Here is a 20,804-nt window from a genome sequence, read left to right on the forward strand (position 1 = left end):
GACACAGGATCGGTCGGGATTTTATATCATTCATAATTATTGATGCAGAATATTCCTTGCGACTTACAATCCTGCCCATGTCCGCCCTGTCCCTTGCCCCCCGCGCCCTCTACGAAGAAGTAGCCGAGCTGCTGCGCCAGCGCATCTTCAAGCGCGAACTGGAGCCCGGCAGCTGGATCGACGAACTCAAGCTGGCCGAGGAATACGGCATCAGCCGCACGCCCCTGCGCGAAGCGCTCAAGGTGTTGGCCGCTGAGGGATTGGTGACGATGAAGGTGCGGCGCGGCGCCTACGTGACCGAAGTGTCCGAAAAAGACCTGGCCGACGTCTACCACCTGCTCGCCTTGCTCGAATCCGACGCGGCCGGTGTGGTGGCTCAGCAAGCCACCGACGCTGAACTGGCCGAGCTGCAAACCTTGCACGACGCGCTGGAAGCGGCCGTGGGCGAGCGCGACCGCTTCTTCGCGCTCAATGAGCAATTTCACATGCGCCTGCTGGAACTGGCCCGCAACCGCTGGCGCGAACAGATGGTGGCCGACCTGCGCAAGGTGATGAAGCTCAACCGCCACAACTCCCTGCTCAAGACCGGTCGCATCGAAGAGTCGCTCGCCGAGCACCGCGCCATCGTCCAGGCGCTGGCGCAGCGCAATGCAACGTTGGCGGTGCAACGCATGCGTGAGCATTTCCAGAGCGGCCTGGAAGCCGCGGCCTGAGCGCCCTGGCCGTCAGGCCACCTGGGCGGGCGCCGTCAGGGATTCGGCTTCGATGCTCTCCTGGGCCATGGCCCAGACCTCGCGCGGCGGCAAAGGCTTCAGGCGGTGGTCGCTCCAGATCTGGCGCCAGCGCCGCGCGCCGCGCAGGCCGTGGCGCAGGCCCAGCATGTGTCGCGCGATCGCGTACCAGGGGCAGCCGTCTTCCACAAACGCGCGCTCCATGTAGGTCACCATCTGCTCTTCCACCGCTTCACGCGTGAGTGTGCTGGGTGCCGCGCCGAAAAAGGTCTCGTCCCAGGAGGTGAGCTGCCAGGGGTTGTGGTACGCCTCGCGCCCCACCATCACGCCGTCCACGTGCTGCAGGTGCTCGGCAATCCGGGCGTTGGTGGTGATGCCACCGTTGATGCCGATGGTGAGCTTCGGAAAGTCGCGTTTGAGGCGGTAAGCCAGCTCGTAGCGCAGCGGCGGCACTTCGCGGTTTTCTTTCGGCGAGAGCCCATCCAGCCAGGCATTGCGCGCGTGCACCATGAACACGCTGCAACCCGCCTCGCTCACCGTGCCCACGAAATCGCGCACGAAGTCGTAGCTCTCCACGCGGTCGATGCCGATGCGGTGTTTCACCGTGACCGGGATCGACACCGCATCCACCATGGCCTTCACGCCATCGGCCACGGTCTGCGGCTCGGCCATCAGGCAGGCACCGAAGGCACCGCGCTGCACGCGGTCGCTCGGGCAGCCGCAGTTGAGGTTGATCTCGTCATAGCCCCACTCCTCGCCCAGCCGGGCGGCCATGGCCAGTTCGGCCGCGTCGCTGCCGCCGAGCTGCAGGGCCACGGGGTGCTCTTCGGCATTGAAGCGCAGGTGGCGCTGCACACTGCCATGCGCCAACGCGCCGGTGGTCACCATCTCGGTGTAGAGCAGGGTCTGCCTGGTCAGCAGCCGGTGCAGGTAACGGCAATGCCGGTCGGTCCAGTCCATCATCGGCGCCACCGAAAGGCGCCAAGGGTTGGGTTGTGGGTGGTGGGGGCTGTCTTCAATCATCGGGGAATGGCTCACGGGCTCGGGCTGAGACTGTACCGCGCCGTCTGGGCGTTCACAGGCGGGCCAGCAGTTTGGCCACACTCACCACCACCTTCACATCACCGGGCGCCAGACTGGCCTTGACTTCGAAGGCGGGGTCCGTCGTGTCGCGCAAGGCGGGTTCGCCCAGCGGCAGGCCCTGGCGGCCGACGATGGCAAACACCGCCGGTGCATTGGCTTTGGCGCCGCGTCGCGCCACCACCGCCACCTCACCGCTGGCCAGGTGGACGTAGCTGCCGGGTGGGTAGAAGCCAATGTTCTTGATGAACAGCGCCCCCAGGGGGTCGGGCGTGAGGTCGGCCCCCAGGTACAGCTCGCGCGCCACCTGCTGCGAGAGCAGCCCGCCGCGGCTCTTGCGTGGGCTGATGGAGGCGACGTACACATCGGCCATCTGCAGCAGGTGCTGGAGGGCACCGCTGACCCGCTTGCCTGCCGGGTAGCCCTGGCCATCGGGGCGCTCATGGTGATCTTCCACCAGTTGCAGCCAACTCGCATCCGCCACGCCGAGCTGGCGCAACACCGCTGCGCTGCGATTCGGATGCTCCCGCACGGTCGTTCGCTGCTGCTCCGTCAGCGCCCCCGCCTGGCGCGCCATGTCGTCGTGGGCGCGGGTCATGCCGATGTTCATGGTCAGGGCCGCGCGCGACAGCGTCTGCTGATCGGCTGCCGCCATGCCGGCCGACGGTCCCACCAGGGCACAAAGGCCGGCCGTGAGCAGCGCATGCGTGGCGCTGTAGTGCATGCGCGGATCGAACAGCAATTGCACCAGCACCAGCAGGCTGCCGTCCGGATGCTCGCGCCAGAGCTTTTCGGACCGCGCGTGCAATCGGTCCAGACGCTCCATGAACTGATTCGCCTCGGCGCCCTGGTGCAACAAGGTGGTGAGTGCGGCGTGGATGTCTGGCCAGGCTTCTGTCGCGGTGAGATCCTCGCGAGTCTCGGGCTTGCTCTGCACCGGCACCATGGCGTCGAGCCCGGCGATGCGGCTGAGCGACTCGTTGCTGCGCACCATGCGGTCCAGCGTCGCGGTGTAGTTGTAGCTCACGGCTTGCCAGTCGGCGGCCAGCACCATGGGCGAATGCAGCATGAGGTGGCCGCGGTGTTGCTCGGACGTGATGGGCTCGCCCTTGCGCAGCAACAGCACGCCCTTGGGGTCCCAGATGTTCACGGGCACGGGCTGGTTGAGCGCCAGGGATTCCAGGGGAAGCGGCTTGTACATGCAGGCAATGTATACGCAGTCAGGAGCCGGCAATCACCGGAAAACCCCCGGAATCGCCCACAAAAAACCCCGCCGCAGCGGGGTTGGTCGTCTGCAAGGGGCCTGTTCAGCCCATGTGCAGGCCGCCGTTGACCGAGAAGTCGGCGCCGGTGGCGTAGCCACCGTCTTCGCTGGCCAGCCAGGCGATGATGGAGGCGATCTCGCCGGGTTCACCCAGGCGCTTCACGGGCACGGTGGCCACGATCTTCTCCAGCACGTCGGGGCGAATGGCCTTGACCATGTCGGTGCCGATGTAGCCCGGGCTCACGGTGTTGACCGTCACGCCCTTGTTGGCCAGCTCCTGTGCCAGCGCCATCGAGAAGCCGTGCATGCCGGCCTTGGCGGCCGAGTAGTTGGTCTGGCCGGCCTGGCCTTTTTCACCGTTGACCGACGAGATGTTGATGATGCGGCCCCAGCCCTTTTCCACCATGTCGGCCACGACCTGTTTGGTCACGTTGAACATGGAGTTGAGGTTGGTCTCGATGACGGCGTCCCAGTCTTCGCGCGACATCTTGAGGAACATGCGGTCGCGCGTGATGCCGGCGTTGTTCACCAGCACGTCGATGGTGCCGTGCTCGGCCTTGGTCTTGGTGAAGGCTTCCACAGTGGACGCCCAGTCGCCCACATTGCCAACCGAGGCATGAAACGTGAAACCCAGCGCCTTCTGCTCGTCCAGCCATTTGGTGTAGTCGCGCGTGGGGCCGCAGCCGGCGATGACCTTGAAGCCTTCCTTGTGCATGCGCTGGCAGATGGCGGTTCCGATGCCCCCCATGCCACCGGTGATGTAGGCTACTTTTTGACTCATCGTGTGTACTCCTCTGGTTTGTGTTTGTTGGGTTTTGAATCTACCGGCAAATCAGCGTTCGACCGCGAGGGAAACCCCCATGCCGCCACCGATACACAGCGCGGCCACGCCCTTTTTCGCGTCGCGGCGAATCATCTCGTGCAGCAGCGTCACCAGGATGCGGCAACCGGACGCACCAATGGGGTGACCGATCGCGATCGCACCGCCGTTCACGTTCACGCGCGCCGGGTCGATGTCCAGCGCCTTGTTGACCGCGCAGGCCTGCGCGGCAAAGGCTTCGTTGAGTTCGAACAAGTCCACGTCGGACGCTTTCCAGCCCGCGCGGGCCAACGCCTTCTGGGAGGCAGGCACCGGGCCCATGCCCATGGTGGCCGGGTCCAGGCCACTGGTGCCGAAGGCGGCGATGCGTGCCAGTGGCTTCAAGCCCAGTGCGGCAGCCTTCTTCGCGGTCATCACCATCACGGCGGCCGCGCCGTCGTTCAGACCCGAGGCGTTGCCTGCCGTCACGGAGCCGGCCTTGTCGAAGGCGGGGCGCAGACCGGCCAGCGCTTCGGCGTTGGTCTTCTTGTTGATGAATTCGTCGGCGTCGAACACAACCGGATCGCCCTTGCGCTGCGGAATGCTCACGCCCACGATCTCATCCTTGAATTTGCCCGCGTCTTGTGCCGCGCTGGCCTTTTGCTGGCTGCCCAGGGCGAGCGCGTCCTGCATGTCGCGCGTGATCGCGTGGGCCTTGGCCACGTTCTCGGCGGTGATGCCCATGTGGTACTGGTTGTACACATCCCACAGGCCGTCGACGATCATGGTGTCGACCATCTTCCAGTCGCCCATGCGCTGGCCGTCGCGGCTGCCATTGAGCACGTGCGGCGAGGCGCTCATGTTTTCCTGGCCACCGGCAATCACGATCTCGCTGTCGCCCCAGGCCACGGCCTGCGCGGCCAGCATCACGGCCTTGAGGCCTGAGCCGCACACGGCGTTGATGGTGAGCGCCGGGGTTTCCTTGGCCACACCGGCCTTCATCATGGCCTGGCGCGCCGGATTCTGCCCGACACCCGCGGCCAGCACCTGGCCCATGATCACTTCACCGATCACGTCGGCGGGCAGGCCGGTGCGCTCCAGCATCGCCTTGATGACGATGCTGCCGAGCTCGGTGGCGGGGGTCTTGGCGAGCGAGCCGCCAAACTTGCCGACGGCGGTGCGGGCGGCTGAAACGATGACGATGTCTTCCATGGGTCTGCTCCTTGTTGTGCTGAAAAAAAACCATTTCCGTTCGCTCTGAACCTGTCGAAGGACAGGCTCAGCCCGATCGGATTCAATTCATGCCCTGGCCTTTACATAGCGGCCCGGTGCGGGTTCGATGGCGCTGTAGCTCTTGCCTTTGCCGTAGGTCTTGGGCGCAGCAATTTGCTTGCCAGCCTGTGGCTTGAGCCAGGCGGCCCAGTCGGTCCACCAGCTGCCTGGCTGTTCATCGGCGCTGGCGATCCATTCGTTCACGTCCTTCGGAAACTGGGTGGCGGAGCCGATCCAGTGGCTGCGCTTCTTCTTGCTCGCCGGGTTGATCACGCCGGCGATGTGGCCCGAGGCGCCCATGACGAAGCGCTTCTTGCCCGGAAACACCTGGGTGCTCGCATAGGCGCCACCGATGGGCACGATGTGGTCTTCGCGCGAGCCGTAGATGTAGACCGGCAACTTCACCTGGCGGAAGTCGATCTTCTCGCCGCACACCGTCATCTTGCCGGGCTTGACCAGGTTGTTCTCCAGGTACATCTGGCGCAGGTAAAGCGCGTAGTACGGCCCGGGCAGGTTGGTGCTGTCGGAGTTCCAGTACAGCAGGTCGAACGGCGGCGGCGTCTCACCCTTGAGGTAGTTGCCCACCACGTAGTTCCACACCAGGTCGTTCGGGCGCAGGAAGCTGAAGGTGGTGGCCAGGTCGCGCCCGGGCATCAGGCCGCCATCCTTGAACTGCATCTCGCGGTACTTGACGAAGTTCTCGTCGATGAAGACGTCGAGGATGCCGGTGTCGGTGAAGTCGAGCAGCGTGGTCAGGAAGGTGGCGCAGTTCACGGGCTCTTCGCCACGCGCGGCCAGCACCGCCAACGCGGTGCCCAGCATGGTGCCGCCCACGCAAAAGCCCAGGGCGTTGATGGTCTTGGCGCCGGTGATGTCCTGCGTGACGCCGATCGCCTTGATCACTGCGTCCTCGATGTACTCGTCCCAGGTCTTGCTGGCCAGCGACTCATCCGGATTGCGCCAGCTCACCACGAAGGTGCGGTGACCCTGTTCCACGCAATAGCGGATCAGCGAGTTCTCGGGCTGCAGGTCCAGGATGTAGAACTTGTTGATGCAAGGAGGCACCAGCAGGAACGGGCGCTCGTACACCTTGGCCGTGAGAGGCTTGTATTCGATCAACTGAAACAGCTCGTTCTCGAACACCACCGCACCTTCGGTGGTCGCCACGTTCTTGCCCACCTCGAACACGCTCTCGTCGGTCATGGACACATGGCCCTGCTTCATGTCGTGCAGCAGGTTGGCCATGCCCTTGGCGATGCTCTCGCCATGGGTGTCGATGGCCTTCTTTTGCGCCTCGGCATTGAAGGCCAGGAAGTTGCTCGGCGCGCTGGCGTCGATCCACTGCTGCACCGCGAAACGCACGCGGGTGCGCGTCTTGGCATCGCCTTGCACAGCATCGGCCAAGGCCATGAGGGTGCGCGCGTTGAGCAGGTAGGCTGCAGCGGAAAACGCCGCCATCGGGTTGCTGGCCCAGGCGTCGGAGGCGAAACGGCGGTCTCCCTCGGGCTTGACGGCGGGCCCCTGGTTCCACAAGGCGGTCACGTCCTTCAGGTACTGGTTCTGAATCTCGAGCAGCTTTGCCGGATCAAAACTCACCTGCTGGCCGGACGCGTTCTTGAACATGTCGCCCATGGCGGGCATGACGGGCATCGCGGGCATGCCCGGGAAAGCCGCGCCCGCGGTGGGCATGGCCATGCCGAAGGGATTGGCGGCTCCGGCTTGCGGCATGAAGGCCTTGAACGCGGCGAAGGGATCGGTCGGACCGGCCTGGGCACCCGCTGCGGCCCCCGGAAAGGCCTGGGCCACCTGGGTCCATTGCTGAATGAGGTTTTTCTGGAACGCGTTGGCGGTCTCCAGCCAGTCGGTGGGTGGGGTTTTGCCCGATGTCATGCTGTCTCCTGTGTCTTTGTGTGCGGCTTATCATCCCCGCGATGGGGAGGAAATTCCGGGTTTTCCCCAGTATCTGCATGGCGGCTTCCAGCAGACTGACATGGTTTCCCGGTCTGCAAGGATCGCTGTGTACCTGGTCGTGATGGGTTGGATGTATGTTGTTCTGATGATGTCGGTGGCCGAAGCGACCAACACCACAGGCTCTGTCCTCGGGGCCATTGTGACCTTTTTTCTTTACGGTCTGCTGCCCGTGATACTGGTGGTTTACCTGATGAGGACGCCCGCGCGGCGCAAAGCCATCAAGGCTCGCGAAGCCGCCGAACACCGGGCGCAGATGGCGCGGTTGGCAGCCAATGCCGCGTCGGTGGCGACGGCCTCAATCGATCCAGATGCAGGCGGCCATGCGCCCGGTGCTGCCCAGGCGGACAGCATCGCGCCGGTGCGAAAAGAAACGTGAGGTTTGTGTCACGGTGCACCAAGCGGCCGAGCCGTCGTTGCCGTGCACGTTGGTGATGCCCGCCTTCTGAAGCCGGCGCCGCGCCAACGCCGGCAGATCGGCCAGAAACTTGCCTTTGCCAAGCGGCCAGAAGTGCGCAGCGGTCTCGTGGTCGAGTGCGACAAACGCTTCGCACACCTCGGCCCCGACTTCAAAGGCCTGCGGTCCGATGCAGGGGCCCAGCCAGGCCATGAGTTCACCTTCACCGGCGGCATCGCTCAAGTCGCGCACGGTGGCCTCGAGCACGCCATGGACCAGGCCACGCCAGCCTGCGTGCGCCGCGGCCACCGCGGTGCCCGAGGCGTGCGCAAACAGCACCGGCAGGCAATCGGCCACCATGATGGTGGCAGCCACGTCCGGCACATGCGCCACGCAGGCATCGGCCACGGTGCCATCGGGCGTGTCGGGCGCCAGTCGCACGATGTGCGTCCCATGCACCTGCTGCAGGAACACCGGGCGCGCGGGCGCGATCAGCGCCGCGAGCCGCTCGCGGTTGCCCGCCACGGCCAGGGGCTCGTCGCGCACGTGGTCGCCCAGGTTGAAACTGTCGAACGGGGCCACCGACACACCGCCCACACGCGTGGTGAACAGCGCGCGCACGCCGGGCGGCGCGGGCCAGTCGGGAACGATGCCGTCCGCGGTGAGCAGCATCAGGCTTCAGCGTCCGGGCAGGCCGAGGGCTGCGCCTTCTGGAACGCGGGATGCTTCATGCAGGCGTCGAACGCGGCCATGGTGCGCGGCAAGCCCGAGAAGTCGACGTTGAAACGCTGGCCGTTGAAGATCTGCGGCACCAGGCAGCAGTCGGCCAGGGTGGGGATCTCGCCGTGGCAATAGGTGCTGGGGGCCTGAAGCGCGAGTTGACGCTCGAAGGACTCCAGCCCACTGCGCACCCAGTGGCGGTACCAGGTGTTCTTGGTGTCTTCGTCGACCTTGAGGTCCTTGCTCAGGTACTTGAGCACACGCAGGTTGTTGATGGGGTGGATCTCGCAGGCAATGATCTGCGCCAGCGCCCGCACCCGCGCGCGGCCCAGCGCGTCGGCCGGCAGCAGGGCGGGCTGGGGCTGCACTTCGTCGAGGTACTCGATGATGGCCATCGACTGGGTGAGGCGGGTGCCGTCATCGAGTTCGAGCACGGGCACCAGGCCCTCGACCGCGATCTCGGCGTAGGCCGGCAGCTTGTGCTCGCCGCGCGCGATGTGCACCGGCACGTACTCATAGGGCATGCCCTTGATCGCGAGCGCGATGCGCACGCGAAACGAGGCCGAGGAGCGGAAATAGTTGTAGAGCTTCATGACCGCGAGGATAAACCGGTCGCGCCCATCCGCTGGGCACCCGGGTCCGATTCAGTCCTTCGGGGAGGCTGCAGGACCCTTGTCCAGCAGTCGCCCCAGCAGGTCCATGGGCAGCGGGAACACGATGGTCGAGGCACGGTCGCCGGCCACCTGCGTCATGGTCTGCAGGTAGCGCAGCTGCATGGCCTCGGGCTGGCGCGCCAGCATCTGGGCAGCTTCCAGCAGCGAGATCGCCGCCTGCTTCTCGCCTTCGGCATGGATCACCTTGGCACGCCGCTCGCGCTCGGCCTCGGCCTGGCGGGCAATCGCGCGCACCATGGACTCGTTGAGGTCGATGTGCTTGATCTCGACGTTGGTCACCTTGATGCCCCAGGCACCGGTCTGGGCATCCAGGATCTGCTGCACGTCGAGATTGAGCCGCTCACGCTCGGACAGCATTTCATCGAGCTCGTGCTTGCCCAACACGACACGCAGCGTGGTCTGGGCGAGTTGGCTGGTGGCGAAGAGGAAGTTTTCCACCTGGATGATCGCCTTGTCGGGCGCCACCACGCGGAAGAACACCACCGCGCTGACCTTGACCGAAACGTTGTCGCGCGAAATCACGTCCTGCGGCTCGACGTCCATCGTCACCACGCGCAGGTCCACGCGCACCATCTGTTGCAGGCCGGGGATCACGATCACCAGCCCCGGGCCCTTGACCTTCCAGAACCGACCGAGCTGGAACACCACGCCGCGCTGGTATTCGCGCAGGATGCGAAACGAAGACGCCAGCAGGATCAGCACCACGGGCACGAGGATGGTGCCCATTCCCAGGTTGAAATCAAACATCGCAGGGTCTCCTTCAAGGGGGTTCACGGGACGGTGAAGGCATGTCGGTATCGGGCTGCACGTGCAGCACCAGACCGCGCAGGTCCACGACCCGCACCCGCTGCCCGACCACCAGGGGTGTGCCGGCCTGGACCTTCCAGCGCTCGCCGCGAACCTGTGCCCATGCCTGGCCATCCGCGACATGAAGCACCTCGCCCCAAGCACCGACCATGTCCTCGACACCGCTGACCACAGGCGCGCGGCGCGCCCGCAAGGCCATGCCGCCACCCAGCAACACCGCCGCCCCGGTGGCGATCGAGATGCCGAAGATCAATGGCAAGGGCAAACCCAGGCCCGGCACGTCGCGGTCGAACAGCAGCAGGCCGCCGGCAATGAACGCCACCACACCGCCCACGCCCAGCACGCCAAAGGACGGCGCCATCAGCTCTGCCGCCAGCAGCGCAAAGCCGAGCAGGATCAGGGCCAGGGCGGCGTAGTTCACCGGCAGCAACTGCAGCGCAAACAGCGCCAGCAGCAGGCAGATCGCACCCACGGTGCCGGGCACGCCAAAGCCCGGCGACGAAAACTCGAACATCAGGCCGTAGACGCCGATCATCAGCAGGATCAGCGCCAAACTCGGGTTGGCGATCACGCCCAGCAGGCGGTGGCGCCAGTCGGGCGGATGCGCCTCGGTCGCCAGGCCGCGTGTGGCCAGGCGCAAGTCGCCACTGGCCATGCGCACGCTGCGGCCGTCGATCTGGTTCAGCAGATCGGGAATGTCGGTGGCCACGACATCAACGACCTTCTCACTCAAGGCCTCGGCCGCCGTCAGGCTCACGGCCTCGCGCACCGCGCGTTCGGCCCACTGCGCATTGCGGCCGCGCCGCTCGGCGAGGCCACGGATGAAGGCCGCTGCGTCGTGCACCTGCTTGGCGGTCATGGCGTCCATGGGCGATGCAGGCGGCGCCTTGTCACCTGCGGCCGGTGCGTCCCCGGAGGGTGTGGGTCCCTTGGGTGCTTCCCTGGGCGCCTGCGGCGCACCGGGCATGCCGATCGCCACCGGGGTCGCCGCGCCCAGCGTGGTCGCGGGTGCCATGGCAGCGATGTGGCTGGCGTAAAGGATGTAGGTGCCGGCGCTCGCCGCGCGCGAACCCGGGGGGCTCACGTAGGTCGCCACGGGCACCGGCGAGGCCAGGATGGCTTGAATGATCTGGCGCATCGAGCTGTCCAGCCCGCCCGGGGTGTCGAGCTCCAGCACCACCAGCGGTGCGCCTTGCTGATGCGCCCGCGCGATGCCACGGATGACGTAGTCGGCGCTGGCCGGACCGATGGCGCTCTGCACCGTCAGCACCACCGCCGGTGCGGCCCTCGCTCCTGCCAGCGTCAGGCACAGCAGCAACGCGAGCAGCGCGCAGCGCCCCGCGGCGCTGAAGCCTGTTCCTCCAGACGCCACAGCACGCAGGGCTTGGGCGGTCCGCATTGCAACTCCGGTCGGAATGGGCAGACCAGTTTATGACGCTCGTGGACGGTGGGCAAACCGCCACGCCGATGCGGCCATGCTGGCACAAGGGACGGGCTGTGCCCGCTCAGGCCGCCAGCGCCGGGTAATCGGTGTAGCCCTTCGCGCCACCGCCATAGAACGTGGCCTTGTCGGGCTCGTTGAACGGGCCACCCTGCTTCAGACGGGCCACGAGGTCGGGGTTGGCGATGTAGGTCTTGCCGAAGGCCACCAGATCAACGCCGTCTTGCACGGCCTGCTCGGCCATCGGCAGGTCATAGCCGTTGTTGACCATCCAGGCGGCCTTGCCGCCAGCTGCGTGGTAGGTCGCGCGCAGGGCGGCGTAGTCGAACGGGCGGTCGTTCAGCACGCGCGGGCCACCGGTGGCGCCTTCGATGAAGTGCACATAGGCCAGGTCGAACCCGGCCAGCGCGGTCAACACATGGGAGAACAGCGGCTGCGGATCGGCGTCGATCACGTCGTTGGCCGGGGTCACGGGCGACAGGCGAATGCCGGTGCGGCCCGCGCCGATGGCCTCCGTCACCGCCTGCACCACTTCGATCAAGAGGCGAGCACGGTTCTCGATGCTGCCGCCATAGGCGTCGGTGCGCTGGTTGCTGCCGGTCTTCAGAAACTGGTCGATCAGGTAGCCGTTGGCCGCGTGGATCTCCACGCCGTCGAAGCCGGCCTCGATGGCGGCGAGCGCTGCCTTGCGGTAGTCCTCCACGATGCCAGGCAGTTCGCTGAGGTCCAGCGCACGCGGCTCGGAGGTCTCAACGAAAACAGGCGCCCCATCCTTGAGCAGCACGGTCTTGGTCTTGGCCACGATGGCCGACGGCGCCACGGGTGCGCCGCCGTCGGGCTGCAGTTCGGTGTGGGACACACGGCCGACGTGCCAGAGCTGGGTCACGATCTTGCCGCCAGCGGCATGCACGGCCGCGGTCACGCGCTTCCAGCCTTCGATCTGCTCGGGCCCGTACAACCCGGGCACATCGGCATAGCCCTGCCCCTGGTGGCTGATGGCGGTGGCTTCGGTGATCAGCAGGCCGGCGCTGGCGCGCTGCTGGTAGTAGGTGGCCATGAGTGGCGTGGGCACGGCGTCGGGCGCGCGGTTGCGCGTGAGTGGAGCCATGACGATGCGGTTCGCCAGCGACAGGATGCCCACGGTGGTGGGTTCGAAGAGTGATGCCATGGTGCGGGTTTCCAGATGCAGGGTGACACGCGGCCCGGCGGCCGCCAATGAAAAGCGGCCGTCAGGCCGCTCGGGATGCCCTTGATTCTGCGTGGCTCACCCGTTCACGACGTTGAGCCCCTGCAATGACCTCACCACCTCAGGGACGATGCTCACCGCATTTGACGGATGCGCAATGCAGTCGGTGCTCCAGATCTCTCCCACGCCCGAACCGCGCACCAGTTGCACCGCGCCCTGGGCAAACAGCGCATGCGTCACCGCCACGTCAATCGAAGCCGCACCCGCGGCGCGCAGCAGCACTGCCGCGCGCGCCAGCGTGTGGCCCGAGCTCGCCACATCGTCCATCAGCACCACGGCGCGACCCGCCACCGGCAGGTCGGGCAACTCGATGTCCACCTCGCAGTCGCCATGGCGGGTCTTGCGGCACACGGCGTGATCCCAGCCGTGGCGCTGGGCGGCCAAGGCCACCCACTGCAGGGCCTCTTCGTCAGGGCCCATCAACAGCGGCTGCCGGCGCTGCGAGGCGATGTGGTCAGCCAGCAGTGGCGCGGCGCTGAGCGCGATCGCATCCTTCACCGGCATGGCCTCCTGCAGTGTGGCCACCCGGTGCAGGTGCGGGTCCACGGTGATGATGGCGTCGAACAGACTGGCCAGAAAGCCACCCACGATGCGCTGGCTGATCGCTTCGCCCGGGTTGAACGCCATGTCCTGCCGCATGTAGGCCAGGTAGGGCGACACCAGCGTGAGGTGCTTCGCGCCCAGCGTGCGCGCGGTCTGCGCGGCCAGCAGCACCTCCACCAGCTTTTCGTTGGGCTGCTGCAAGCCGCGCCAGAGCACCACGCGCGCGGGCAACTCGGCAGGCAAACGCAGGCGCATTTCACCGTCGGGAAAATGGTGGCGCTCCACCACGGCCAATGCCATGCCAAGGGCGCTGGCGGCCTGAGCGGCCAGTGCTGCCTCATCGTCGAAACAAAGCACACAACCCGCAACGGGTTTGCTTGAGGGGGGCATCAGAACTCCACAAAAACATGGGGGACCTGCGCAGCGGTGCCCAGGCTGAAACCGTTGGCGCGAGCGCAGGCCTGGCGCGCAAACTCAAGGTCGGCCGGGTAGCTGGCGTGCACGCGGTAAAGCACGTCACCCTGGGCCACGGGTGCGCCGAGTTTGACGCACAGGTCGACGCCCGCGCCCGGCGCCTTGGGCGCGCCGGCCAGCCGGGCAATCTGCGCGATCTGCAAGTTGTCGATGCCGATGACCACGCCCGCCGCGGGCGCCTTCACCTCCAGCGTGAGCGAGCCCAGCGCCGGTTGGTGATGGTCAAAACCGCGGTCCCCCTGGGCCTGCACGATCGCCCGCATTTGCGCCAGCGCCCTGCCCGAATCGAGGATGTCACGCGCAATGGCGAAGCCGTCGCCGCCCCGCACGTCGGGATTGCATTCGATCAGACGCCCGGCCAGGCGAAGCGATTTCTGCCGCAGGTCGTCCGGTGCCCGCGGGTCGTTTTCCAGCACCTGCATCACGTCGCGCGCCTCCAGCACCGGGCCCACGCCACGGCCGATCGGCTGGCGACCATCGGTGATCACCACGTCCAGCGAGAGATGCATGCGTTGCGCCACGTATTCGAACAAGCGGCGCAGGCGTTGAGCCTCGGGCATCGAGCGCACTTTGGCCGTGGGGCCAATGGGAATGTCGAGCACGAGGTGCGTGGCGCCAGCGGCGATCTTCTTGGACAGGATGGAGGCCACCATCTGGCCGGGTGAGTCGATCGACAGCGGCCGCTCCACGGAAATCAGCACATCGTCGGCCGGTGAGAGCATGGCCGCGCCGCCCCAGGCCAGGCACCCGTGGTGCTGGCGCACGATCCCGGTGAGCAGCTCGAACGGAAGTTGCACGTTCGCCAGAACCTCCATCGTGTCGGCCGTGCCGGCGGGCGAGGTGATGGCGCGTGACGAGGTCTTGGGAAACACCAGGCCATGGGCGGCGACGATGGGCACGACCAGCATCGATGTGCGGTTGCCCGGGATGCCGCCAATGCAATGTTTGTCGACCACCAGCGGCTCGTTCCAATCGAGCCTGCGGCCACTGGCCACCATGGCCTCGGTCAAAAAGAAGACCTCCTCGCGATCCAGCTCGCTGCGGTTGCAAGCCACGACGAAGGCGGTGAGCTCGATCTTGGAGTAGCGCAACTCGGCGATGTCGTGAATGATGTTGCGGAAGTCGTCGCGACCCAGGCGCTCACCGTTGATCTTGCGAAACAGGGCCGGGATGGACTCGGGCGGCTCTGCCGGCGACACCGCTGCCGAATGGCCGCCGGCCACGTCCAGCCGGGCAAACGCGTCTTCGGACACTCCAATTTCATTGCAACCCACGATGCTGCTGTCGTCAACCACGTTGAGCGTGGCCAGGATGCGCCGCCCGTTGGCCCGCACCTCCACCTTGGACAAGGCCTGAAAGCCTTCAGCCCGCACCACCTCACAGTCGCGGTGCAGGTAGGCCACGTTCTCGTGGTAGGTGTCGATGGCCACGCGCCGCAGCCTGAGACCGGGGGAGAGCGCGGGTTCGGTGGCGGGCTGCATGCCCGAGACGATACACCGCGGCAGTCTCAACCGACGACCAGACGCATGACCGGCATCACTCGCTCGGATTCCGTTCTTCGCTCCAGCGCCAGACGCATGTTCATCTGCGCCACCTCGGTGTGCTCCACCGCCAGCGCCTGTGCGCGCGCGCCCTCACCACGCTGCAACGCGTCGAACAGCATGTGGTGCTGGCGGTGCGCGTAGAGCATCCAGTCGCGGTCCAGCGCCACCGTGCCCTGCATGGGCAGCATGGCCGAGGCCGGTGCAAACGGCAGCTTGTCGTTGAGCGCCACGGCGCGCTGCAGCGCGCGGTTGCCGCAGGCCTCCAGCAGCAGCGCGTGGAAACGGTCGTTCATCACCGCGTACGCCGCGTAGCTCTCGATGGTCAGCGGGTTGTCGGCCAGCAGCCGGTCGCCTTCATCGAGACACGCTTGCAACTGCCCCTGCAACTGGCGCGGAACACCGTGCTCGGCCACCAACCGAGCGGCCATGCCCTCGAGGTGGCCACGCACCGCGATGGCGTCGCGCACTTCCTGCGCGGTGAACTGGCGCACCAGGTACTTGCCGGTGTCGTTGGCCTCGACCAGACCCTCTTGTTCCAGCGTCACCAATGCAGCGCGAACCGGCGTGCGTGAAGCACCCAGCCGCTCGGCGAGCTGCTGCTCGGCCAGGCGCTGACCGGGCTCGAACTGACCGCTCAGGATCAGGTCGCGCAGTTGCATCAACACGGTGTCTTGCAGGCTCATGGCGCAAACTGTACACTGAAACCACAAAACGGGATACCGTTTGAAATCCACCGATCGGAGCCCCATGAAAGCCGAACTCAACCAGCGTCTGACCCAGGTCGGTCCCCGCACCCCGGGTGGTGAACTGCTGCGCCGCTACTGGCAACCCGTGGCGTTGCTCGACGAATTCGACCCCGTGCTGGACCCGAACATGGCCGTGCGCCCGGTCAAAGCCGTGCGCGTGCTCGGGCAAGACTTTGTGCTGTTCCGCGACGCACAGGGCAGCTACGGCCTGCTCGACCGCGACTGCCCGCACCGCGGCGCGGACCTCGCCTTTGGACGCAATGAAGGCGACGGCCTGCGCTGCCCCTTTCACGGCTGGAAGTTCGACACCACCGGCCAGTGCATCGAGACACCCGCAGAGCCCGCGGGCAGCACGCTGTGCACGCGCATCAGGCAGCGAAGCTACCCGCTGGTGGAAAAAAGCGGCGTGCTGTTCGGCTGGTTCGGGCCCGAAGGCCAGACCCCGCCACCCTTCCCTGCCCTGGACTGCTTCAGCGCGCCTGCCTCGCACACCTTCGCATTCAAGGGCCTGTGGAACTGCAACTGGCTGCAGGCCTTCGAGGTCGGCATCGACCCGGCGCACGCCTCCTACCTGCACCGCTTCTTCAACGACGGTTCGCTCGAAGACAGCTACGGCAAACAGTTCCGCGGCGCCAGTGCGGGTGACGTGGGCGGCGAGCGCTGGCCCATGACGCGTGTGATGCGGGAGTTCGGCCAGCCATTGATTTCGTTCGAGGCCCGACCCCACGGCCTGCAGCTCACCGCCTTGCGGCCCATGACCGACGAACTCACGCACGTGCGCGTGACCAACGCGGTGTTTCCACAAACGTTCGTGATCCCGCTCTCCGAGACGATGACCATCACGCAGATGCATGTGCCGGTGGACGACACGCACAACCACTGGTTCGCCTTCTTCACCAGCTTCACCGGCCCGGTGGACAAAGCCGCCATGCGCGCTCCACGTCTGGCCGCCGTGACCCTGCCCGACTACACACCAAAGACCGGCCGCCACAACAACTGGGGTTTCAACCCGGAAGAACAGCAGACCCGCACCTACCTGGGCATGGGCGAGGACGACATCAACGTGCACGACCAGTGGGCCTGCGAGAGCATGGGCGCCATCCAGGACCGCACGCGCGAGCATCTGGGCACCAGCGACAAAGTGATCATGGCCAACCGGCGCCTGCTGCAGCAGGCCATCGACACGGTGGAGCAAGGCGGCACCGCACCCGGCATTGCCGACCCGGCCCTGCACGATCAGATCACCGGCCCCGAGACGGTGGACGGCATTGCGCCCGCGCAGGGCTGGCAGGACTGGTGGCAGGACGCGGTGCGGGCCCGGCGCGAAGGCGCGCCGTGGCACCACGCCTCCAAAGAAGCGGCGGACGTGAAATGACCCACTTCGCAGAACGCTGCGGCATCCACACCGCAGCGCGCGAAGCCGCTTGCGTGCGTCTGGTCAAACGCATCGAGGCCAGTGGCGTCGAGCTGGTGCGCATGGCCTGGTGCGACACCCACGGCATGTTGCGCGGCAAAACCCTCACCGCCACCGCCGCCATGCGCGCGTTGCTCGACGGCGTGGGCATGGTGGGCACCTTGATGCTCAAGGACACGGCCGACCGCACCGCGTGGAAGGTGTTCGAGCCCGGTGGTGCCACCGATCTGCCGGGCTTTGCCGGCGCGGCCAACCTCATGCTGCTGCCCGACCCCGAGAGCTTCACCGAGCTGCCCTGGGCGCCCCGCACGGGCTGGCTGCGCTGCCAGCCCTGGTTTGCTGACGGCAAGCCGGTGCCGCTGGACACGCGGCGCGTGTTGCAGTCCGCATTGGCCCGGCTGATGGATGCGGGCTACGGCCTGAAGACAGGGCTCGAAGTCGAGTTCCACATCTACCGCATCACCGACACCCGGCCCCAGCTCGACCCCGAGCTCGCAGGCTGGCCCGGACTGCCGCCCACGGTGGAAATGATCCACCCCGGCTACAACCTGCAGGCCGAGGCCATGATGGACATGGCCGACGAGCCGCTGCGCATCGTGCAGCGCACCGCGCAGGCGCTGGGCCTGCCGCTGCAGTCGCTGGAGATCGAGCTCGGCCCGAGCCAGGTGGAAGCCGTGTTCGACGCCACCGACGCACTCACCGCCGCCGACCAGATGGTGCTGTTCCGCAATGGCGTGCGCCAGGCGCTGCGCCGTGCCGGATTTCATGCCACCTTCATGTGCCGCCCGCCGTTCCCGCACATCATGTCCAGCGGGTGGCACCTGCACCAGTCGCTGGTGGACCTGAAGACCGGGCGCAATGCGTGCGCGCGCGACGCACCCGCGTCCGACACCACCGCACGGGATGCGCGGCACACCCTGTCCGACGTGGCCAGCCACTGGCTCGCCGGTCTTCTGGCGCACGCGCGCGGCATGACGCCACTGTGCACACCCACCATCAACGGCTTCGCGCGCTTTCGCCCCCACGCACTCGCCCCGCAGGCCGTGCTGTGGGGCCGCGACAACCGCGGCGCAATGCTGCGCGTGGTGGGTGCGGCGGGCGACAACGCCACCCGCATCGAGAACCGCATCGGCGAACCCGCCGCCAACCCCTACCTCTACATGGCGGCGCAGATCCACGCCGGGCTTGATGGCCTGCACAACCTGTTGCAAGCGCCGCCCGCCAGCGAAACGCCCTATGCCGAAGGAGGCGAGAAAATACCCACCTCGCTGTCCGAAGGACTCGACGCGCTGGAATCGGATCCGGCCTTGTGCGCGGGCCTCGGCAACGATGTCGTGCAACATTTCTGCCGCCTCAAACGCAGCGAGATCGAGCGCCACGCCCAGGCCGAGGACAAGACCGATTTCGAACGTCGCGAGTACTTCAGCCGAACATGAAACCCATCAAGTCGCCCACATGATTTCCATCCGGTTCATCAACCCCGACCAGACGCAACAAGACATCCAGGCCCGCCCGGGCGACAGCCTCATGAAGGCCGCGGTGGACGCCAACATCCAGGGCATCGAGGCCGACTGCGGCGGCAGCCTCACCTGCGCCACCTGCCACGTGATGATCGACGCACCGTGGTCCGATTTGCTGCCGGCCCCCGTGCCCGACGAGCTCGACATGCTCGACTTCGCCTCCAGCCCGGTGGTGCCGCAAAGCCGCCTGAGTTGCCAGGTCCGTCTCACCCCGGAGCTCGACGGTCTGGTGGTTCGCCTGCCGGCTTCACAACACTGATGGCACACTGACCGCGCCAGCGCCATCCACCGCAACCCACACACGCCGAACACCATGCCCGAGAACTACGCATTCGCCCCGCCCGTCACTGTCTCCGTGCCCGTGGTCGGCAGCACCGAGCGCTTCCCGGTCCACCGCATCTACTGCGTGGGCCGCAACTACGAAGAGCACGCCAAGGAAATGGGCTTCACCGGCCGCGAGCCGCCGTTTTTCTTTTTGAAGCCAGCCGATGCCATCGTGGTGGCCGAGCCCGGCCAGACCGCCAGCACACCCTACCCCAGCCTCACCAGCAACCTGCACCACGAGATCGAGCTGGTGGTGGCCATCGGCACCGGTGGAAAGAACATCAAGGCCGCCGACGCTGCCCGACACATCTACGGTTATGCCGTGGGCCTGGACATGACCCGCCGCGACCTGCAAGGCGAGATGAAGAAACAGGGCCGCCCCTGGTGCATCGGCAAGGCCTATGACCACTCGGCACCCATCGGGCCGATCACGCCGGCCGCCAACGCCGGTGACGTGAACAACGCGCCCATCTGGCTGCAGGTCAACGGCAGCGACCGCCAGCGCAGCAACGTCAACAAGCTGATCTGGAACGTGGCCGAAACCATCGAACATCTCTCGGCCGCCTGGGAACTGCAACCCGGCGACCTGATCTACACAGGCACCCCCGAAGGCGTGAATGCCGTGGTGCGCGGTGACACCATGGTCGGCGCCGTGGACGGCCTGACCCCGATCTCGGTGCAGGTGGTCTGAACCCGAGGGTAAGACCTCTGAAACGACCCTCGGTCCCCCGTTTATCCTTTCCCCACTTTTTCCACAGCTCTCAGGAGACCTTTTCATGATCCAACGCAGAACCCTGCTCCAGACCGGTGCCGCCGTGGCACTCGGCGCACCCGCCCTGGTGGGCATGGCCCAGCAGAGCGTCACGCTCAAGTTCCACACCTTCATGGCACCGCAGTCCAACGTGTGGCTGAACATGCACAAGGCCTGGATGGACAAGGTCGAGAAGGACTCGGGCGGTCGCATCAAGTTCGAGGCCTACCCCGCCATGCAGCTCGGTGGCTCGCCGGTGCAGCTGTACGACCAGGCGCGCGACGGCATCGTCGACGTCGTCTGGACGCTGCCGGGCAACACGCCGGGTCGATTCCCGCGCATCGAGGTGTTCGAGCTGCCGTTCATGATGAACAACGCCGAAGCCACCTCCAAGGCCTATTGGGAATACGTGCAGACGGTGGCCAAGGACGAGTTCAAGGAAGTCCAGCCCATCGCTTTGCAGGTGCACGGTCCGGGCATGTTCCACATGCGCAGCAAGCAGATCAAGACCGCAGAAGACCTGCGCGGCTCCAAGGTGCGCGGCCCCACCCGCCAGATCACCAAGATGCTCGGCTACCTCGGTGCCACACCCGTGGGCATGCCGCTGCCGCAAATTCCTGATGCCCTGTCCAAAGGCGTCATCGACGGCTGCGTGATCCCTTGGGAAGTCGTGCCCTCGGTCAAGGTGCAGGAGCTCACCAAGTTCCACAGCGAGTTCGACCCCGCCGGCGGCGCGCTCTACACCACCACCTTCGTGATGGCGATGAACCGCAACAAGTACGCGTCGTTGGCGCCCGACCTCAAGGCCATCATCGACAAGAACTCCGGCATCGAGACCTCGGGCTGGCTGGGCAAGGTTCAGCAGGGTGGCGATGCCGCAGGCCGCGAGTCCGCGGTGAAACAGGGCAACTCGATCTACACCATCCCGGCCGCCGAAGCGCAGGAATTCCGCCGCAAGGCGCGCCTGGTGGAAATCGAATGGACGCAGGACATGGACAAGCGCGGCTTCAACGGCAAGCAGTTGCTGGAAACCGCCAAGGCTCTCATCGCCAAGCACGGCAAGAAGGCTTGAGCCTTCCCGTGATGTGC

At 66.4% G+C, this 20,804-nt stretch carries 20 protein-coding genes; 7 read left to right on the forward strand and 13 right to left on the reverse strand.

Features of this window, described 5'->3' with window-relative positions; all coding sequences use genetic code 11:
• Positions 1-77: 77 nt before the first annotated feature.
• Complete coding sequence (locus V6M63_RS07130) at positions 78-713, forward strand: GntR family transcriptional regulator (RefSeq protein WP_332740885.1); 636 nt, start codon at positions 78-80, stop codon at positions 711-713.
• A 12-nt stretch (positions 714-725) separates the two neighbouring features.
• Here V6M63_RS07130 and dusA read toward each other — a convergent pair whose 3' ends face one another.
• The 5 genes from dusA to V6M63_RS07155 all read right to left on the reverse strand — a co-directional run bounded on the left by dusA (position 726) and on the right by V6M63_RS07155 (position 7,036).
• Positions 726-1,754, reverse strand: a complete 1,029-nt coding sequence (dusA, locus tag V6M63_RS07135) for a tRNA dihydrouridine(20/20a) synthase DusA (RefSeq protein ID WP_332740986.1) — start codon at positions 1,752-1,754, stop codon at positions 726-728.
• A gap of 52 nt (positions 1,755-1,806) precedes the next feature.
• Complete coding sequence (locus V6M63_RS07140; RefSeq protein WP_332740887.1) at positions 1,807-3,012, reverse strand: HD-GYP domain-containing protein; 1,206 nt, start codon at positions 3,010-3,012, stop codon at positions 1,807-1,809.
• A 106-nt stretch (positions 3,013-3,118) separates the two neighbouring features.
• Positions 3,119-3,856 (reverse strand): acetoacetyl-CoA reductase, encoded by a 738-nt coding sequence (gene phbB / locus V6M63_RS07145; RefSeq protein WP_332740889.1) that lies wholly within the window; start codon positions 3,854-3,856, stop codon positions 3,119-3,121.
• Positions 3,857-3,907: 51 nt separating this feature from the next.
• Positions 3,908-5,086 carry an acetyl-CoA C-acetyltransferase gene (locus V6M63_RS07150; RefSeq protein WP_332740891.1) on the reverse strand — a complete coding sequence of 393 codons (1,179 nt, stop codon included), beginning with the start codon at positions 5,084-5,086 and terminating at the stop codon, positions 3,908-3,910.
• Positions 5,087-5,173: 87 nt separating this feature from the next.
• Complete coding sequence (locus tag V6M63_RS07155) at positions 5,174-7,036, reverse strand: PHA/PHB synthase family protein (RefSeq protein WP_442909555.1); 1,863 nt, start codon at positions 7,034-7,036, stop codon at positions 5,174-5,176.
• On the opposite strand from V6M63_RS07155, the gene V6M63_RS07160 reads away from it, so the two are divergent.
• Positions 7,035-7,493, forward strand: coding sequence for a hypothetical protein (locus V6M63_RS07160; protein ID WP_332740893.1), 459 nt, complete (start codon positions 7,035-7,037; stop codon positions 7,491-7,493). The two genes, V6M63_RS07155 and V6M63_RS07160, sit on opposite strands and share 2 nt — an antisense overlap.
• On the opposite strand, the gene pgeF is transcribed toward V6M63_RS07160, so the two are convergent.
• The 8 genes from pgeF to V6M63_RS07200 all read right to left on the reverse strand — a co-directional run bounded on the left by pgeF (position 7,413) and on the right by V6M63_RS07200 (position 15,643).
• The gene (gene pgeF / locus V6M63_RS07165; protein WP_332740895.1) at positions 7,413-8,183 is read right to left on the reverse strand and encodes a peptidoglycan editing factor PgeF; all 771 of its coding nucleotides are present in this window, start codon (positions 8,181-8,183) and stop codon (positions 7,413-7,415) included. The genes V6M63_RS07160 and pgeF overlap by 81 nt on opposite strands.
• Complete coding sequence (gene maiA / locus V6M63_RS07170; protein ID WP_332740897.1) at positions 8,183-8,824, reverse strand: maleylacetoacetate isomerase; 642 nt, start codon at positions 8,822-8,824, stop codon at positions 8,183-8,185. Before maiA ends, pgeF begins: the two co-directional genes overlap by 1 nt.
• Positions 8,825-8,875: 51 nt before the next feature.
• The gene (locus V6M63_RS07175; RefSeq protein WP_442909557.1) at positions 8,876-9,631 is read right to left on the reverse strand and encodes a slipin family protein; all 756 of its coding nucleotides are present in this window, start codon (positions 9,629-9,631) and stop codon (positions 8,876-8,878) included.
• Between the two features lie 34 nt (positions 9,632-9,665).
• The gene (locus tag V6M63_RS07180; RefSeq protein ID WP_332740901.1) at positions 9,666-11,111 is read right to left on the reverse strand and encodes an NfeD family protein; all 1,446 of its coding nucleotides are present in this window, start codon (positions 11,109-11,111) and stop codon (positions 9,666-9,668) included.
• Positions 11,112-11,217: 106 nt separating this feature from the next.
• A complete protein-coding gene (locus V6M63_RS07185; protein WP_332740902.1) occupies positions 11,218-12,321 on the reverse strand; it encodes an alkene reductase in 1,104 nt (367 codons plus the stop codon).
• A gap of 96 nt (positions 12,322-12,417) precedes the next feature.
• The gene (locus V6M63_RS07190) at positions 12,418-13,332 is read right to left on the reverse strand and encodes a ribose-phosphate diphosphokinase (RefSeq protein ID WP_332740903.1); all 915 of its coding nucleotides are present in this window, start codon (positions 13,330-13,332) and stop codon (positions 12,418-12,420) included.
• Positions 13,332-14,897 carry a thymidine phosphorylase family protein gene (locus tag V6M63_RS07195; protein ID WP_332740904.1) on the reverse strand — a complete coding sequence of 522 codons (1,566 nt, stop codon included), beginning with the start codon at positions 14,895-14,897 and terminating at the stop codon, positions 13,332-13,334. The genes V6M63_RS07190 and V6M63_RS07195 overlap by 1 nt, the downstream gene beginning before the upstream one ends.
• Positions 14,898-14,923: 26 nt before the next feature.
• A complete protein-coding gene (locus V6M63_RS07200; RefSeq protein WP_332740905.1) occupies positions 14,924-15,643 on the reverse strand; it encodes a GntR family transcriptional regulator in 720 nt (239 codons plus the stop codon).
• Positions 15,644-15,707: 64 nt separating this feature from the next.
• Here V6M63_RS07200 and V6M63_RS07205 point away from each other — a divergent pair, with 64 nt between their 5' ends.
• From V6M63_RS07205 to V6M63_RS07225, 5 genes are all read left to right on the forward strand, one after another.
• Positions 15,708-17,081: an aromatic ring-hydroxylating dioxygenase subunit alpha gene (locus tag V6M63_RS07205; protein WP_332740906.1), complete on the forward strand. Its 1,374-nt coding sequence runs from the start codon at positions 15,708-15,710 to the stop codon at positions 17,079-17,081.
• Positions 17,078-18,556 carry a glutamine synthetase family protein gene (locus V6M63_RS07210; protein ID WP_332740907.1) on the forward strand — a complete coding sequence of 493 codons (1,479 nt, stop codon included), beginning with the start codon at positions 17,078-17,080 and terminating at the stop codon, positions 18,554-18,556. Before V6M63_RS07205 ends, V6M63_RS07210 begins: the two co-directional genes overlap by 4 nt.
• Positions 18,557-18,575: 19 nt before the next feature.
• Complete coding sequence (locus V6M63_RS07215) at positions 18,576-18,899, forward strand: 2Fe-2S iron-sulfur cluster-binding protein (RefSeq protein WP_332740908.1); 324 nt, start codon at positions 18,576-18,578, stop codon at positions 18,897-18,899.
• 54 nt (positions 18,900-18,953) lie between these two features.
• Complete coding sequence (locus tag V6M63_RS07220; RefSeq protein WP_332740909.1) at positions 18,954-19,655, forward strand: fumarylacetoacetate hydrolase family protein; 702 nt, start codon at positions 18,954-18,956, stop codon at positions 19,653-19,655.
• 85 nt (positions 19,656-19,740) lie between these two features.
• On the forward strand, positions 19,741-20,787 hold the full coding sequence (locus tag V6M63_RS07225; protein ID WP_332740910.1) for a TRAP transporter substrate-binding protein: 1,047 nt from the start codon (positions 19,741-19,743) through the stop codon (positions 20,785-20,787).
• Positions 20,788-20,804 lie beyond the last annotated feature (17 nt).

The sequence above is a fragment of the Hydrogenophaga sp. genome (genome assembly GCF_036675665.1).
Classification (GTDB): Bacteria; Pseudomonadota; Gammaproteobacteria; order Burkholderiales; family Burkholderiaceae_C; genus Hydrogenophaga.